General features: G+C 71.9%; 15 protein-coding genes and 2 pseudogenes. 6 read left to right on the top strand and 11 right to left on the bottom strand.

From position 1 onward, the window contains the following. On the bottom strand, positions 1–1,176 hold the full coding sequence (locus ACZ56E_RS38710; protein WP_471221698.1) for an alpha-hydroxy-acid oxidizing protein: 1,176 nt from the start codon (positions 1,174–1,176) through the stop codon (positions 1–3). A gap of 254 nt (positions 1,177–1,430) precedes the next feature. Here ACZ56E_RS38710 and ACZ56E_RS38705 point away from each other — a divergent pair, with 254 nt between their 5' ends. Beyond that, a complete protein-coding gene (locus ACZ56E_RS38705) occupies positions 1,431–1,847 on the top strand; it encodes an ATP-binding protein (protein WP_468605839.1) in 417 nt (138 codons plus the stop codon). A 55-nt stretch (positions 1,848–1,902) separates the two neighbouring features. Here the strand turns inward: ACZ56E_RS38705 and ACZ56E_RS38700 are convergent, their stop codons facing one another. Further along, positions 1,903–2,280, bottom strand: a complete 378-nt coding sequence (locus tag ACZ56E_RS38700) for a hypothetical protein (RefSeq protein ID WP_471221697.1) — start codon at positions 2,278–2,280, stop codon at positions 1,903–1,905. Next, positions 2,277–2,891, bottom strand: a complete 615-nt coding sequence (locus ACZ56E_RS38695; RefSeq protein ID WP_471221696.1) for a TetR/AcrR family transcriptional regulator — start codon at positions 2,889–2,891, stop codon at positions 2,277–2,279. The genes ACZ56E_RS38700 and ACZ56E_RS38695 overlap by 4 nt, the downstream gene beginning before the upstream one ends. Positions 2,892–3,041: 150 nt before the next feature. On the opposite strand from ACZ56E_RS38695, the gene ACZ56E_RS38690 reads away from it, so the two are divergent. Both ACZ56E_RS38690 and ACZ56E_RS38685 read left to right on the top strand, forming a co-directional pair. Beyond that, positions 3,042–4,004 carry a zinc-dependent alcohol dehydrogenase family protein gene (locus ACZ56E_RS38690; protein ID WP_471221695.1) on the top strand — a complete coding sequence of 321 codons (963 nt, stop codon included), beginning with the start codon at positions 3,042–3,044 and terminating at the stop codon, positions 4,002–4,004. A gap of 107 nt (positions 4,005–4,111) precedes the next feature. Then, positions 4,112–5,065, top strand: a pseudogene (locus tag ACZ56E_RS38685) (GNAT family N-acetyltransferase). Between the two features lie 65 nt (positions 5,066–5,130). Here ACZ56E_RS38685 and ACZ56E_RS38680 read toward each other — a convergent pair. From ACZ56E_RS38680 to ACZ56E_RS38660, 5 genes and pseudogenes are all read right to left on the bottom strand, one after another. Then, positions 5,131–5,604, bottom strand: coding sequence for a hypothetical protein (locus tag ACZ56E_RS38680; protein ID WP_471221694.1), 474 nt, complete (start codon positions 5,602–5,604; stop codon positions 5,131–5,133). Further along, positions 5,601–5,858 carry a hypothetical protein gene (locus ACZ56E_RS38675; protein WP_471221782.1) on the bottom strand — a complete coding sequence of 86 codons (258 nt, stop codon included), beginning with the start codon at positions 5,856–5,858 and terminating at the stop codon, positions 5,601–5,603. Before ACZ56E_RS38675 ends, ACZ56E_RS38680 begins: the two co-directional genes overlap by 4 nt. Beyond that, positions 5,789–6,199 (bottom strand): FG-GAP repeat protein, encoded by a 411-nt coding sequence (locus ACZ56E_RS38670; RefSeq protein ID WP_471221693.1) that lies wholly within the window; start codon positions 6,197–6,199, stop codon positions 5,789–5,791. The genes ACZ56E_RS38675 and ACZ56E_RS38670 overlap by 70 nt, the downstream gene beginning before the upstream one ends. 44 nt (positions 6,200–6,243) lie before the next feature. Next, a pseudogene (locus ACZ56E_RS38665) lies at positions 6,244–6,936 on the bottom strand (dioxygenase family protein); the annotation flags it as partial. Positions 6,937–6,990: 54 nt separating this feature from the next. Further along, on the bottom strand, positions 6,991–7,965 hold the full coding sequence (locus tag ACZ56E_RS38660; protein ID WP_471221692.1) for an AraC family transcriptional regulator: 975 nt from the start codon (positions 7,963–7,965) through the stop codon (positions 6,991–6,993). Positions 7,966–8,155: 190 nt separating this feature from the next. Between ACZ56E_RS38660 and ACZ56E_RS38655 the strand changes: the two genes are divergently transcribed. Genes ACZ56E_RS38655 through ACZ56E_RS38645 form a run of 3 tightly spaced genes read left to right on the top strand, consistent with a single transcriptional unit; the run spans position 8,156 to position 10,677 of the window. Beyond that, on the top strand, positions 8,156–8,776 hold the full coding sequence (locus ACZ56E_RS38655) for an acyl-CoA-like ligand-binding transcription factor (RefSeq protein WP_471221691.1): 621 nt from the start codon (positions 8,156–8,158) through the stop codon (positions 8,774–8,776). 14 nt (positions 8,777–8,790) lie between these two features. Continuing rightward, complete coding sequence (locus ACZ56E_RS38650; protein WP_471221690.1) at positions 8,791–9,582, top strand: SDR family NAD(P)-dependent oxidoreductase; 792 nt, start codon at positions 8,791–8,793, stop codon at positions 9,580–9,582. Positions 9,583–9,636: 54 nt separating this feature from the next. Then, the gene (locus ACZ56E_RS38645) at positions 9,637–10,677 is read left to right on the top strand and encodes an NAD(P)-dependent alcohol dehydrogenase (RefSeq protein WP_471221781.1); all 1,041 of its coding nucleotides are present in this window, start codon (positions 9,637–9,639) and stop codon (positions 10,675–10,677) included. Between the two features lie 45 nt (positions 10,678–10,722). Here ACZ56E_RS38645 and glgB read toward each other — a convergent pair whose 3' ends face one another. From glgB to ACZ56E_RS38630, 3 genes are all read right to left on the bottom strand, one after another. Further along, complete coding sequence (gene glgB, locus ACZ56E_RS38640; protein ID WP_471221780.1) at positions 10,723–12,912, bottom strand: 1,4-alpha-glucan branching enzyme; 2,190 nt, start codon at positions 12,910–12,912, stop codon at positions 10,723–10,725. Positions 12,913–13,101: 189 nt separating this feature from the next. Continuing rightward, positions 13,102–14,445, bottom strand: coding sequence for a maltokinase N-terminal cap-like domain-containing protein (locus ACZ56E_RS38635; protein ID WP_471221689.1), 1,344 nt, complete (start codon positions 14,443–14,445; stop codon positions 13,102–13,104). 13 nt (positions 14,446–14,458) lie between these two features. Continuing rightward, positions 14,459–14,863, bottom strand: a 405-nt coding sequence (locus ACZ56E_RS38630; RefSeq protein ID WP_471221688.1) for an alpha-glucosidase C-terminal domain-containing protein, incomplete at its 5' end; no start/stop codon positions are given.

Genomic DNA, 14,863 nt, shown 5'->3' with positions numbered 1-14,863 from the left:
TCACTCCACGCGCTGGAGCGCCTCCGGGGTGAGGTCGGCGAGGGTGGGGTAGCCGTCGACCGCCATGAGGAGGTCGGCCTCGGCGAGCAGTGAGCGCAGCACGTGTGTGACGCCGTCCGTCCCGCCGATCCCGAGGCCATACACGTACGGACGGCCCACGCCGACGGCGGTGGCGCCGAGTGCGACGGCCTTGACGATGTCCGCGCCGCTGCGCACCCCCGAGTCGAAGAGGACGGGCAGTCCGTCGGCGGCCTCGACGACCGCGGGCAGCACGTCGAGCGCGGGAAGTCCGCCGTTGGCCTGGCGGCCGCCGTGGTTGGAGCAGTAGATGCCGTCCACCCCGCCGTCCTTGGCGCGGCGCACGTCCTCCGGGTGGCACAAACCTTTCACGATCAGCGGCAGAGACGTCAGGGAGCGCAGCCACGGCAGGTCGTCCCAGGTCAGCGGGTTGCCGAAGAGCTGCACCCACTTCAGTACCGCCGACTGCATGTCCTGCTCCGGGTCGGCGGGCAGCTGGGCGCGGAAGACCGGGTCGCTGGTGTAGTTGGCGAGGCAGTGGCCGCGCAGCTGGGGGAAGTTGGAGGTGCTCAGGTCGCGCGGGCGCCACCCGGAGATCCAGGTGTCCATGGTCACGACGATGCCCTTGAAGCCGGACTTCTCCGCCCGGCGTACCAGGCTCTCGGCGAGTGCGCGGTCCGTCGGCGTGTACAGCTGGAAGAAGCCGGGCGTCTCGCCGAGTTCACCCGCGACCGCCTCCATCGGATCCTCGGAGAGCGTGGAGGCGATCATCGGAACGCCGGTCCGCGCGGCCGCCCGCGCCGCCGCGAGATCCCCGTGCCCGTCCTGCGCACAGATCCCGAGAACCCCGACGGGCGCCATGAACAGGGGCGACGGCAGTGTCATGCCGAACAGGTCGACGGACAGGTCGCGTTGGGCGGCTCCGACGAACATCCGCGGTATCAGACCCCAGCGCTCGAAGGCGGTGACGTTGGCGTTCTGCGTACGTTCGTCGCCCGCGCCACCGGCGACGTACGACACGATCGAAGGAGCCATGGCGGCATGCGCCCGCTCCTCCAACTCGGCATACGTCATCGGGTACTTGGGCACGACACCGCGCAGCCCGTCGAAGTAGATCTCGTCCTGGTAGCCCTTGTAGGGGCGGGGCATCGGGTTCATGGGCGGCCTTCCCGGCGTGGCGGAGCGGACACCGCGCCTTCGACGCCGGTGCCGACGGATGACCGCTCAGTCTGGTTTGAAGCTGATGTCAGGGTCAATGTGTGGCAAGGGAAGCGAGCGCGGGCGGATTGAGGATCAGCGGGTGAGGGCATCACCGTGGGGCAGGGCCGGTCGCGCGCCACGGGTCGCGGCCCCGGTGGCGACGTTGATCGCGGGTGGACGCCGGTTTGTCTCGGGGAGGGGAGTGAGCTGCCATGCGTGCGCACCAGCGCGCCCATCGGTCCAAGGAACGAGTGGAGTACGCACTGCCGCAGGAACCCGCGTCGGCGGGCCGGGCGCGGCATTTGACCTCCGGGTTCCTCTCGGGATCCCGCCGCCGCAAGACCGAGGTGGCCGCCGAGCGCGTGGACGACGCCACGCTGATCGTCTCGGAGCTCGTGTCCAACGCACTGCGCCACGCGGACGGTGGCTGCCGCCTGAGCGTGGAGGTGTCCGGCGACCGAGTGACGGTAGAGGTCACCGACACCAGTCCCGAACGCCCACGGGTCCAGCGGCAGAGCACGGACAGAGAGAGCGGCCGAGGCCTGGCGATGGTCCGCCAGTTGGCCCACCGCTTGGAGGTGGTGGGCACACATAGGGGCGGCAAGACGGTACGAGCGGTACTGGCCTGAGCTCTGCACTGCCGTCGCCGACCCGCGGTGCCGGTCCGAGGGCCCGAGGGGGGCTTCAGCGGTCGACCACCCAGGGTGCGTCCGCAGGCCAGGACCCCGCGCCGACGATGTGCTCGATGAGCCTCAACGCCTCTCCGACGAGGACGGTGTCCTCGTCCGGGTATGCGTCGAGCTGCCCGTTGGAGAGGACGAACCCGCTGCTCGATTCCTCGGCTCCCGGGGACACGGCGTGCTCACCGGGGTCGCCCGCTGCTTCGAGCAGCATCACCATCGCGCGCTCGGCGTTCGTGACGAAGGCCAGAGACCGTCCGGACGAACTCGTCAGCCACGTCTCCAGCCGCCCGCTGCCGATCCTCTCGCGGAGGGCTCCCGCCACCACCTCGGGCGACACGCGAACGGGGTCGTCGTCATCGATCACCCAGGACTCGATCACGAGCGCGACGATCTCACGGACGCGGGGGCTTCCGGCTCTGGGGCGGTGCGGAATGCGTCGAGCATGTAGGCGGCGAAGCGGCGGGAGGCCTTGAGGCGGGCGGTCGGCGGGGTGTCCTGGAGGCCCCGGTGGGCCGTCAGTGTGAGGATCAGGTCGTCGACGACGAAGTCGGGGCGCAGTTGGCCGGCCGCCTGGGCGCGGCGCGCCAGTTCGCCGACCGCGCGCAGCGTCTGCTCCCGGTCGGCGGTGAAGTCCATGGCCTCGGGGAAGGCCGTCATGAAGGCGTCGGCGAACCCCCTGCTGTGCGCGTGGAGTTCGCAGATCCGCTCGACCAGGCTCCGGAAGCCGTGCCACGCGTCCGGGTCCGCGAGGGCATCGCGGACGGCGGCATGGCACTCCCGCCGCTGCTCGGCGAAGGTCTCCACGATCAGTGCCTGCTTGGTCGGGAAATGCCGGTACAGCGTGGCGGGGCCGACGCCGGCCTGCCGGGCCACCTCGCGCATGGGCGCGCTCAGCCCCTCCTCGCCGAACACCGCGCGGGCGGCGTCCAGGATGCGCAGCCGGTTGTCGCGGGCGTCGGAGCGTACGGACTGAGGCAAATGGTGGGTCATCGCTTCTCACTTTAGCCAAGCGGACGGGGGCGTCCGTTACGTTCCGATGGCAGTGCAACCGAGGCTTGCCGCCGGGCCTGCCGGGCCTGCCGGGCCTGCAAAGCCTGCCGGTGCTGCCACCCACACCCCCACCAACCGCGAGGAGTATTGATGAAAGCCGTCGTAATCAGAACGTTCGGCGACCCCGACGGCATGGAGGTCGTCGACATCCCCGCGCCCGTTCCCGCACCCGGGCAGGTGCTGATCGCCACGGAGGCGGTCGGGGTGGGCGGTGTGGACGCCGTGATCCGCCGGGGAACGCTTGCCGCCCACGGGTTCCGGGAGGGCCATCTCCTCGGCAGTGAGGTCGCGGGAACGGTCACCGCGGTGGGAGACGGCGTGGACGTCTCGTGGATCGGGCTGCGGGTGTGGGCGTTCACCGGCCTGTCCGGCGGGTACGCCGAGCAGGCCGTCGCCGCGGTCGAGGACGTCCTCGTGCTGCCGGACGGCCTCACCGGCGCCGACGCGGTGACGCTCGGCGGCTCCGGCGTGGTCGCCCACTTCGCCCTGGACCGGGCCCGTTTCACGCCCGGAGAGTCGGTGCTCGTACGCGGTGCGGCGGGCAGCATCGGGATCACGGCGGTCCAGCTCGCGGCCGGGCGTGGCGCGAGCGCGGTGGCGGTCACCACCTCATCGGCGGAACGCGGCGCCCGCCTACGGGACCTGGGCGCGACCCACGTCCTCGACCGCTCCGGCGAGGGAGGCCCGGACACGCAGACAGGCTTCGACGTGACGATCGACATCATCGGCGGCCCGCAACTACCCCGGTTCATCGACAAGTTGAACCCCAACGGGCGCTACGTGGCAGTTGGCGTCGTCGACGGTCAGCCGCCGACGGACTTCGGCATGCGGCTGCTGGACGGCTTCCGCAAGTCGCTGACGTTCACCACGTTCAGCTCCGACACCGTGCCCGCCCCCGACCGCCAGGCCGTACGGTCCTCCCAGTTCACCGACGCCGCACGCGGTGACCTGCGCACGGTCGTGCACGAGGTCCTCCCACTGAACCAGGCGGCACGGGCCCACCACGCGATGGACGCGGGAGAGGTGTTCGGCAGGATCGTGCTGGCGCCCTGACCCGATTGGGGACGACCATGTCGGCAATGGGCCTGCGCCGGGCGCCCGCCCCCCCGCGCGCAATAAATCCGTTGTGGTCCGGCCCCCCACCCCCGGACAGTGGACCCATGACGACGTCCCTCACGCCGCCCCCGGGGCTGACCGTGCGCCCGGCGACCCTTGGTGACGCGGTGGCCGTGTGTGCGCTGCTCAATGAAGTCGATCTGTTGGAGATCGGGCGGGCCGACACCGAACTGGGTGAGGTATAGGCCGACTTGAAGCACCCCGAGGTGGACCTGGAGCGGGACTCCTGGCTGCTGTTCGACGGTGACCTGCTCGTCGGGTACGCGCTGCTGTGGGACGAATCCGGTGGCGAGCGGATCGACGTCGATCACTATGTCCTGCCCGGCCGCCCCGAAGGCTCCCTGCATCTCTTCGACCTGATGGAGGACCGCGCCGCGGAGCGGGCGGCGGCCAACGGTGCGGCGCGGGCCGTCGTGCACCTCCACCTCAACACCGCGCCCACCACGGACCCGGCGGCGCTGCGTGCGCGGGGCTGGCGGACCGTGCGGCGTTACAACGTGATGGTGCGGCACATCGGCCCACAGAACGACCCGTTGCCCGTGCCGCCGTCCGGTTTGGTGCTGCGTCCTTGCCTGGACGAAGAGGACCGCAGGCGCGCCCACGACCTGCTCCAGAAGTGCTTCACGGAGCACTTCGACCACCAACCACGCACATACGGACAGTGGTTGGACGACATCGGCGCCGAGCGGGTCGACTGGTCGCTGATCTGGGTCGCCCACGTCGAGGGGCACGGGGATGCCGCCGTGCTGCGCACGCACAACGACCGTGCGTCGATGGGGTGGATAGGCAACCTCGGCGTCCTGGCCGAGGCCCGCGGGCGCGGCATCGGCAGCCACCTCCTGCGCCACGCCTTCGGGCACTACGCGTCGCTGGGCCGTGACCGGATCGGCCTCGGTGTGGACACCGACAACAGCAGCGGCGCGCTCGCCCTGTACGAACGGCACGGCATGGCCCTCGACTACGCCGTCGACACCTGGGAGCTGATCCGCCCGGTCTGAGGCCTCCGACGGGGGGAGGCCTCGGACCGGGGCATGTGCCTGGCGCGGCCCGGCGAGGAGCGGGTCTAGCGCAGTCCGCTGCCGAGGAGCGCCGCCGTGTTCGGGGCCGCGACATCCTTGGGGCCGAAGGCCACGGACTTCCTGGCCGTCAGGCCGCCGGACGTGCCGCGCAGCGACCACACCGCGCCGGCCTGGGCGTTCTCCGCGACGGAGGACGCCGCGAGGTCGCCGTGCCCGTCACCCGTGACGTCGAGCAGCGACACGGCCGTCCCGAAGAAGTCGCCCTTCTCGGCGACTCCGGGCACGTCCGCCGTGTCCTGATGGAAGGCCTGGGCTCCCGTGCCCGTCACGCCGTCGGCGCTGCCGCGCACGAGGACGACCGCGCCGGCGTCGGCGATGTCCCGGACGTTCTCACCGACCACCCCGAGCGCGACATCGACCATGGCCCTGCTCTCGTAGTCGCTGTCGCCGACGACCAGGTCGTCGTAGTGGTCGCCGTTGATGTCGCCGACGGCCTGGGGGACCACCGGGCCCTTCACGGACCGCGGTCCGTCCACGCAGGTCTCGGGCCGCTCACCGCACGACGGGCCGGGGCGCTCTTCGTCCTCGTAGCTCCACCACTGCGACTTGTGCCGTCACCGTCGAAGCCCCCGGCCTGCGGCCTGAACCCGTACGTGGCGAACTTCGTGCCGCCGGTGAGGCCCGAGGCGGAACCCCACAGGATCACCGAGCCCGCCTCGGAGCTCCGGCCGGCGCTTTCGACGACGAGATCGGTGAAGCCGTCGTGGTCCAGATCGCCCGCGGTGAACGAGTCGCCGAAGGCCTGCTCGGCGGTGGCCGCGCCCGGCACGCCGCCGGTGGAGCGGCTGATGATCTTCTTACGGGCGGGGTCGAGGCCGTCCTTGGAGCCGTACGTACCACCACGTACCCGGCCTTCGCCTGGCCGGAGACCGTGCCGCCCGGCGCGCCCACGACCAGGTCGGCGAAGCCGTCGCCGTTGAAGTCGTCCGTCGGCTGTCCGGCGACGCCCGCGCGGCCGGCGTCCGGCGCGGCCGCGTGGGCGGGGCTGCCCTGCCCCAGGGTCCAGGCCGAGAGACCGCCGCCCACCAGCAGGGACGCGGCGATCAAGGGCATGGGGACACGGACTCTGCGGCTGGTGAGCGACAACGGCGCCGCTACTGCGGCACGTTGAGGACGAAGTCGAAATCCGCCTCCTTCGCGTTGCCGACGGTACGGACGTTCATGAGCAGCCGGGGGTCGAATATCGTGTCCGTGTTGTTGCGCGGCTCCCCGGGGAAGTACAGCTGCGTCGTGAGGATCGGACGCCCGGGGGCCTGCACCTTGACGTGCAGGTGGCGGGTGCGCCCCGGGTAGAGGCCCGGCACGATCGTGGAGAGCTTGAACGCGCCGTTGGCGTCGGTGAACTGGTGCCCACGGAAGCGGAACCCCACGTTGTCGTACGCTCCGTAGGTATCGGCCTGCCAGAAGTCCAGCAGCGCCCGGGGGATCGGTTTGCAGGCCAGCCCGAAGACGTAGCCGGTGACGGTGAGGCGCACGCCCGGGGTGCCGGGCTGGACGAGCGAGGTGCGCTGCGGCGAATTGCGCTTGAAGTACGGCCCCTCCATCTGCGGGATGGTCGGGTCGTCACCGTCGTCGCAGGTGGGGGTCACCTCGACGGCCTCGCCGCGCTCGCCGGCGGTCCGTGCCAGCGCGGGCGCTCCCCAGAGGGTCAAGGGCACGCTCATGCCCACCGCGGCGGCGGCCCGCAGGACGGTCTTGCGGCTCGGGCCCTTGCTGCCGTTCACACCGGTGTCGGATGCGCCGGCTTCGGGGGCGCCGTCACCGGTGGGGGTGCCGATCTCGTTGTCCATCGCTCGCTCCTCCTGAGCCGTAAGGGATGGGTGCGTTCCGGATCGGCTATGAAGCTATGCGGGGGAGGAGGACCCGACGATGGACTGGAGCCGGTGGTCGTGGTGAATATCGCCACCGCCGCGCCGGAAGTCCCCGGGGCTCGCACCGGTCTCGCGGCGGAAGAAGCGGCAGAAGTACGCCGGGTCGCCGAACCCGACCCGCCCCGCCACCTGACGGACCGACAACTCCGTGCGCAGCAGCAGGCGTTTGGCCTCGTGCACCCGGGTCTGCCGGATCAGCTCGCCGGGCGTGCGGCCGGTGGAGGCCTTCACCGCCTCGCTGAGATAGCTCACCGAGACGCCCAGCCGCGCCGCGCTCGACCGCACCGACTGCAGGGCGCCCTCGGGACCGGCGAGGAGCGTCACGAAATCCGTGGCCACCGAGACCGGCCGGGAGTGCGGCGCGCCCTCGTGCGGCGGCTCGGGCGCCGCCGGCGACGTCCGGCGAGCGGGCAGCCGCGCCGCCCGCACCACCAGGATGTGCAGCAGGGCCCGCAGCACGCCCTGGAACCCCGCGGCCCCCGACCGGTACTCGCCGTCCAGCTCCGCGACAAGACGGGCGGTCCACTCCGCCGCCTCCTCGGTCAGGTCGAGGCAGGAGCGCCGGGCGAGCCCCCGCAGTACGTGCCGGTCGGCGGGATGGTCGAGGAGGAAGTCGTCGGTGAACAGGATGACTCGGCCCTCCAGGCCCACCACGTCGTCCCAGTGGTGGACCTGTCCGGGGGCGATGAAGCACAGGTTCGGCGGCCGCAGCGCGAAGCGGTTCAGATCGACCACATGCCCGCCGGTGCCGCCTGTCACGTGGACGATCTCGTGGAAGGTGTGCCGGTGCGGGAAGGGCGCGCGGGACATGGGCCCGATGGTGTCGAACGTCCCGATGGCGAAGGGCAGGGTGTTGGGCATCGGCACCTGCAGCCGATGCGTCGGCATGCCCTCCTCGCCCGGCTCTCCGTTGTTCCCCTGCCCCGGTAAGACGGTGGTGCCGCGCATGCGCACGCTCCTCATCGGCGTCTGACCCTCCGGGCCACTGGTCCGGACCAGTGGCCTCCCCACGATGGCACGCGTGCCCGCGCTCGGGCAGAGGGCGTGAAGGCACCCGCGGAACCCGCCGCGACCGACGCAAACTGTCCCACAGGGCCAAGTGTCCCGATGGGACAGTTTGAGGAGTACAGTCGGAAGCATGAGCAGCACACAGGGCCGCAGGACCCGCAAGGTCCAGGAGAGCCGGGCCGCCATGGCGAACGCCGCCGTGGACCTGGTCCTCGCCCACGGCCTCGACCAGGTCACCGTCGAGACGATCAGCGACCGCGCCGACGTCTCCCGCCGCACCTTCTCCCGCTACTTCGCCGGGAAGGAGGACGCCGTGGTCGACGCCCTGCGCGCCGACTACGCGCGGATCAACGCGGCACTCGCCGCCCGCCCCCAGGAAGAGAGCCCGCTCACGGCCTACTACCGGGCCCTCCGCGGCTGGCTCGACGACGAACCGACCGCCTGGCACCGCCTGCCCCGCTCGGGCGACCTGCTCCGGCTGCTCCACGACGAGCCGGCGCTGCTCTCCGCCTATCTGCGGGTGCGGGACGAGGCCGAGACCGAGTCGGTGGCGATCGTCGCGCACCGGCTCGGCCTGGACGCCGAGCGTGATCTGCGCCCGGCGCTCGCCGTCTCGCTCGCGGTCGGGGCGTTCGGCACCGCCGTACGGTTCTGGATCGCGCCCGGCGCGAGCACCCCTCTGCCGCAGCTCATCGACGCGTCGTTCGCGGCCCTGGCCGACGAACCCGCACCCCGAACCACCACCACGTGAAACCAGGCACCACCATGAGCACCAGCACCACCACCAGCACAGCCGGCGTCACCACCGCGACGGCGGAGTTCGCCGGGAAGACCGCCCTCGTCACCGGCGCCGCCTCCGGCATCGGCCTCGAGGTCGCCCGCCGCCTCGCCGCCGCAGGAGCGGCCGTCGCCGTCGCGGACCACAACGAACAGGGCGCGCGGGACGTCGCCCGCTCACTCACCGAGGCCGGCGGCCGGGCCGCGGCCGTACGCGTCGACGTCACCGACCCGGAATCGGTGCGCCACGCCGTCGAGTTCACGGTCGAGACCTTCGGCGGTCTGCAGCTGGCCGTCAACAACGCCGGGATCGCCGGAGCCTCCGCCCCCACCGGCGAGTACACGGTCGAGGACTGGCGGCGCGTGATCGACACCAACCTGAACGGTGTCTTCTACTCCCTCCGGTACGAGCTGCCGCAGCTCGTCGCCGCGGGCGGCGGCGCCGTCGTCAACATGTCCTCGATCCTCGGCACGAACGGCTTCGCGGGCTCCCCCGCGTACTCCGCCGCCAAGCACGCGGTCGTCGGACTGACCAAGAGCGCCGCCGTGGAGTACGCGGCACGGGGCGTGCGCGTGAACGCCGTCGCCCCCGGCTTCATCGACACCCCGCTGCTCAAGGGCGACGAGGACCAGCGCAGGCAGCTGATCGCGCTGCACCCGCAGGGCCGCCTCGGCACCGCCGACGAGGTCGCGGACCTCACGCTGTTCCTGCTCTCGGACCGCGCCTCGTTCATCAACGGCAGCTACCACCTCGTCGACGGCGGCTACGCGGCCCGCTGACCCGGCCGCACAAGCACGAGAGAGAAAGTAGAGGTACCCGGAATGTCAGCAGAGATGAAGGCCGTCCAGTACCGCAGCGTCGGCGCCGCCCCCGAGGTCGTCACCGTCCCGCGGCCCGCACCGGGCCCCGGCCAGGTGCTGTTGAAGGTCACCGCCGCCGGCGTCTGCCACTCCGACATCGCCGTGATGAGCCGTCCCGCGGAGGCCCTCGGCTTCCCACTGCCGCTCACCCTCGGCCACGAGGGCGCCGGGACCGTCGCCGCGCTGGGCGAGGGCGTCACCGGGCTCGCGCTCGGCGACTCCGTGGCCGTGTACGGGCCGTGGGGCTGCGGCACCTGCCTGATGTGCGCGCAGGGCAAGGAGAACTACTGCACGCGCGCCGCGGAGCTGGGCATCCGCCCGCCCGGACTCGGGGCGCCCGGTGCCATCGCCGAGTACATGATCGTGGACGACCCGCGCCACCTGGTCCCGCTGGACGGTCTCGACCCGGTGACCGCCGTGCCGCTCACCGACGCGGGCCTGACGCCGTACCACGCCATCAAGACCTCACTGCCCAAGCTGACGCCCGGCAGCACGGCCGTGGTCATCGGCACCGGCGGGCTCGGGCACGTGGCGATCCAGCTGCTGCGCGCGCTGACCCCGGCGCGGGTGATCGCCCTCGACGTCACCGAGGAGAAGCTGCGGCTGGCCCGCGAGGTCGGCGCCCACGAGGCCGTCCTGTCGGACGGGGCGGCGGCGGGCAGGGTGCGCGAGCTGACCGGCGGCCTGGGCGCCCAGGCGGTGTTCGACTTCGTCGGCGCGCCGCCCACCGCCGCGACGGCGACCGCGTGCGCCGCGGTGGAGGCGGACGTCTCGATCGTCGGCATCGGTGGCGGAGCCGCGTCGGTCGGCTTCGGCACGACCCCCTTCGACGTGGCCGTCCGCTCCCCGTACTGGGGCAGCAGGGCCGAGCTGATCGAGGTCCTGGACCTGGCCAGGGCCGGCGTGATCGACGTCCATGTGGAGACGTACGCGCTCGACGAGGCCCCCAAGGCGTACGAGGACCTGCACGAGGGCCGCGTCAACGGCCGGGCGGTCATCCTGCCGAACGGCTAGCCCTCGCGGGGCCGCGCGCCGAGGCGGCCGGGAGGGCGCCCGGCCTCACTCGGGCTGCAGCCACAGCGTCGCCAGTGGAGGCAGCGTCACGCGCAGGCGGGCCGGGAAGGCTCCGGTGGGCTCGTGTTCCGGGCGCAGCGGGTCCGCGTTGCGCACGTCGCCGCCGCCGAACCCGGCCGCGTCCGTGTTGAGCGTCTCCCGCCACGCGCCCGCCGTCTCGGGCACCCCGAGCACGTAGTCGTCGCGGATCACCGGCGAGAAGTTGCTCACCGCCAGGAGCGGCGTCCCGTCGGCGGCGAAGCGCAGGAACGCCACCACGTTGTCGTGGGCCGCGTCGGCGTCGACCCAGGCGAACCCGGCGGGCACGGTGTCCTGCTCCCACAGCGCGGGCGTCGCCCGGTACCGGTGGTTGAGGTCGCGCACCAGCCGCAGCACACCACCATGGTCCGGTTCCGCCGCGTACGACGGGTCCAGGAGCCCCCAGTCCATGCCGTGCTCCGGCGACCACTCGGCGCCCTGCGCGAACTCCTGCCCCATGAAGAGGAGTTGCTTGCCGGGATGGGCCCACATGTAGGCCAGGTAGGCGCGGTGGTTGGCGCGCTGCTGCCACCAGTCGCCCGGCATCTTGGAGACCAGCGCCCGCTTGCCGTGGACGACTTCGTCGTGCGACACGGGCAGGAGGTAGTTCTCGCTGTACGCGTAGACCATCGCGAAGGTCAGTTCGTTGTGGTGGTACTGCCGGTGCACGGGCTCGTGCTGGATGTACTCGAGGGAGTCGTGCATCCAGCCCATGTTCCACTTCAGGCCGAAGCCGAGCCCGCCGAAGCCGTCCTGGCCGATGTGGTCGGTGGGCCGTGTGACGCCGTTCCACGCGGTCGACTCCTCGGCGATGGTGACAACGCCGGGGCAGCGGCGGTAGACCGTCGCGTTCATCTCCTGCAGGAACGACACCGCGTCCAGGTTCTCCCGGCCGCCGTGTTCGTTCGGCGCCCACTGGCCGTCCTCGCGGGAGTAGTCGAGGTAGAGCATGGAGGCCACCGCGTCGACGCGCAGCCCGTCGATGTGGAACTCCTCGCACCAGTAGACCGCGTTGGCGACGAGGAAGTTGCGCACCTCCCGGCGGCCGTAGTCGAAGGTGAGCGTGCCCCAGTCCGGGTGCTCGGCGCGCCGGGAGTCCCCCGGCTCGTACAGCGGCCGGCCGTCGAACTCGGCGAGCGCCCAGTCGTCCTTGGGGAAGTGCGCGGGGACCCAGTCCACGATCACGCCGATGCCCGCCTGGTGCAGCGTGTCGACCAGGTGCCGGAAGTCGTCCGGTGTGCCCATGCGGGAGGTCGGCGCGTACAGGCCGGTGACCTGGTACCCCCACGACCCGCCGAACGGATGCTCGGCCACCGGCATGAACTCCACATGCGTGAAGCCCGCGTCAGCCACATACGCCGTGAGCTTTTCGGCCAGCTGACGGTACGTCAATCCGGGGCGCCACGACGGGAGATGGACCTCATACACCGAGAAGGGCGCCTCGTGCACCGGACGGTCCGCCCGGTGCGCCATCCACTCCTCGTCCGCCCACACGTGGGTCGACCGGGTGACCATGGAGGCGGTCGCCGGCGGCGTCTCCGCCAGGCGCGCCATCGGGTCCGCGCGCAGGGTGTGCGTGCCGTCGGGCCGCGTGATGTCGAACTTGTACCGGTCCCCCTCACCGATGCCGGGAAGGAACAGTTCCCACACTCCGGTCGACCCCAGTGAACGCATCGGATAGGCCGTGCCGTCCCAGTGGCAGAAGTCCCCGCACACGCGCACGCCCCTGGCGTTGGGCGCCCACACCGTGAACCGGGTGCCGACGACGCCCTGGTGGGTCATCGGATGCGCGCCCAGCGCCCGCCACAGCTCCTCGTGCCGCCCCTCGCCGATCAGGTGCAGATCGAGTTCACCGAGCGCGGGCAGGAAGCGGTAGGGGTCCTGGACCTCGGTGTCCCGGCCGTCGTACGTCACCCGCAGTTCGTACGCGGGGATCGCCGCGAGCGGCAGCACACCCGAGAACAGGCCGTCCCCCACATCGTTCAGGCGCGCGGTCCGGCCGTCGACGACGACCGCCACCGCCTGGGCGTACGGGCGCAGCACCGTGAACGCCACGCCGTCGGGCACCGGATGCGCGCCGAGCACCGCGTGCGGGTCGTGGTGGGTGCCCGTAAGGAGGCGGCCCCGGCTCTCCTCGTCGAGCGGCGCCTCGGACACGTGCCAGTCCGGGGTGCGGCCGTCGTCGGCGACGGTCCCGGGGTCGAGCAGCGGGGCGCGGAGGGTGACGGCGGGGGAGGGGGTGGTGGAGGTATCGGTGATGGCCACGGAGTCAGATCTCCTCTGAGCAGGTGCGGAGCGTGGGTGGCGGAACGGGCGGACGCCGACGCGGTCTCGCCGGTGAGGGGGTCAACGGCCCTCCGCCAGGCGGGCGATCGCCGCCATCGGCACGGGCAGCCAGTCCGGCCGGTGCCTGGCCTCGTACAGCGCCTCGTACACCGCCCGGTCCGTCTCGTAGGCCCGCAGGAGTTCGGCCTGCCCTCGCGGGTCCCACGCCGCCTCGGCCGCGTATCCGGCGCAGTAGGCGTCCCGGCAGCGCTGGGCCCACCGGGGCTGCCAGGGCCGCCTGGCGTGGGCCGCGTAATCGAAGGAGCGGAGCATGCCGGCGATGTCGCGGACAGGGGCCTGCACGCGTCTGCGTTCGGCGATCGGGCGGGCCGGCTCACCCTCGAAGTCGATGACGAACCACCGCTGCCCGGCCTGTAGCACCTGTCCGAGGTGCAGGTCTCCGTGGATGCGCTGCGGCGGCCGGCCCAGGCCGCGCGCCGCGACGGCGTCGTACGCGCCCCGCAGCCGTGACACGTACGGGACGAGCGCCGGCACCTGCCGGGCGGTGGTGTCCAGGCGGGCCGTCATCGCGGCGGCGAGCCGACGGCCCCCGTGCGGGTCCTCGGGGCCGGGCGCGAAGATCTGGGCCAGCGCCAGATGCACCTCGGCGGTGGCACGCCCCAGTTCGTACGACTCGTCGATGAAGCCCCGTCCTGCGGCGAGGGATTGGAGGGCCAGGGTCCAGCCGTCCGTCGCCTCGCGCAGGAACGGCTGGAGCACCCCGAGGGTCGTCCTGCGCGGCTCGTCGGTCCAGAACCAGGCCACGGGCGCGGGCACGCGCGCGCACCCCTCGCGGGCCAGCGCCCAGGGAACTTCCAGGTCGGGATTGACGCCGTACTGCACACGGCGGAACAGCTTCAGGATGAAGGAATCGCCGTACACCAAAGAGGTATTGGACTGCTCGCCGTCCAGGATGCGGGGCGTCAGCCCGGAGGGCACCACGGTCTGCGCGTCACGTTCGAAGCGCAGCGGTCCCGCGGCTCCCGGGGTGCGGAGGCGTTCCAGGAGCAGTGCGGCGGACCGGGGGTCGTGGAGAGCGTCGTACACCGTGAGCCCCGCGAGGGGGCCCTCACTGGGGCGGCCGACGAAGGCGTGGTGGAGGCGGGACGGCAGGTCCTCGCGCACGCCGAGGAGCAGTTGGTAGCAGTCGTCGCGCGACCCGGCGTGCCCGGAACTGATCAGCAGGTGCAGGCAGCCGGGGTGCAGCTCGGTCATCGACACCACAGAAAGGTCCGAGACGGGCAGCCCCTTGCCCGCGAACCACCGCTGCCGTGGCAGCCACTCCTGGAGCACTCCGGCCAACGACGTGAGCAGCAGCGGAGGGCTGAGACTGCTGCCACGCGACTGCGTTGCGGTCTTGAGCATGCGACACGTCCCTTCAAAGGCGCACGGCGAGGTCCGCCGGGCGGCGCGGGTGGAGGTCGTTGCACAGCCGGAACCAGTAGAAGCCGTGGCCCGCCAGTGTCAGCAGGTAGGGCAGCTCACCGATGGCCGGGAAGCGCACCCCGCCGATCAGCTCCACGGGATGGCGTCCGTCGAAGGCCTGCAGATCGAGCTCGGTGGGCTGCGCGAAGCGCGAGAAGTTGTGCACGCACAGCACGAGGTCGTCCTGGTACTCGCGCAGATAGGCGAGGACCGCCGGATTGGACGAGGAGAGCTCGGTGTACGAGCCGATGCCCAGGGCGAGATTCTGCTTGCGGATCTCGATCATGCGCCGGGTCCAGTGGAGCAGCGAGGAGGGGCTGCTCATGGAGGCTTCGACGTTGGTGACCTGGTAGCCGTA

The sequence above is a fragment of the Streptomyces sp. NPDC039480 genome (assembly GCF_055597165.1).
The sequence above is the reverse complement of the archived record's forward strand: the minus strand, read 5'-3'. Positions and strand labels throughout refer to the sequence as shown.

Bases quoted from the DNA above. Each gene is read 5' to 3' on its own strand.
- ACZ56E_RS38710 (WP_471221698.1), bottom strand. From the start codon at position 1,176: ATGAACCCGATGCCCCGCCCCTACAAGGGCTACCAGGACGAGATCTAC.
- ACZ56E_RS38705 (WP_468605839.1), top strand. From the start codon at position 1,431: ATGCGTGCGCACCAGCGCGCCCATCGGTCCAAGGAACGAGTGGAGTAC.
- ACZ56E_RS38695 (WP_471221696.1), bottom strand. From the start codon at position 2,891: ATGACCCACCATTTGCCTCAGTCCGTACGCTCCGACGCCCGCGACAAC.
- ACZ56E_RS38690 (WP_471221695.1), top strand. From the start codon at position 3,042: ATGAAAGCCGTCGTAATCAGAACGTTCGGCGACCCCGACGGCATGGAG.
- ACZ56E_RS38670 (WP_471221693.1), bottom strand. From the start codon at position 6,199: ATGCCCTTGATCGCCGCGTCCCTGCTGGTGGGCGGCGGTCTCTCGGCC.
- ACZ56E_RS38660 (WP_471221692.1), bottom strand. From the start codon at position 7,965: ATGCGCGGCACCACCGTCTTACCGGGGCAGGGGAACAACGGAGAGCCG.
- ACZ56E_RS38655 (WP_471221691.1), top strand. From the start codon at position 8,156: ATGAGCAGCACACAGGGCCGCAGGACCCGCAAGGTCCAGGAGAGCCGG.
- ACZ56E_RS38650 (WP_471221690.1), top strand. From the start codon at position 8,791: ATGAGCACCAGCACCACCACCAGCACAGCCGGCGTCACCACCGCGACG.
- ACZ56E_RS38645 (WP_471221781.1), top strand. From the start codon at position 9,637: ATGAAGGCCGTCCAGTACCGCAGCGTCGGCGCCGCCCCCGAGGTCGTC.
- ACZ56E_RS38635 (WP_471221689.1), bottom strand. From the start codon at position 14,445: ATGCTCAAGACCGCAACGCAGTCGCGTGGCAGCAGTCTCAGCCCTCCG.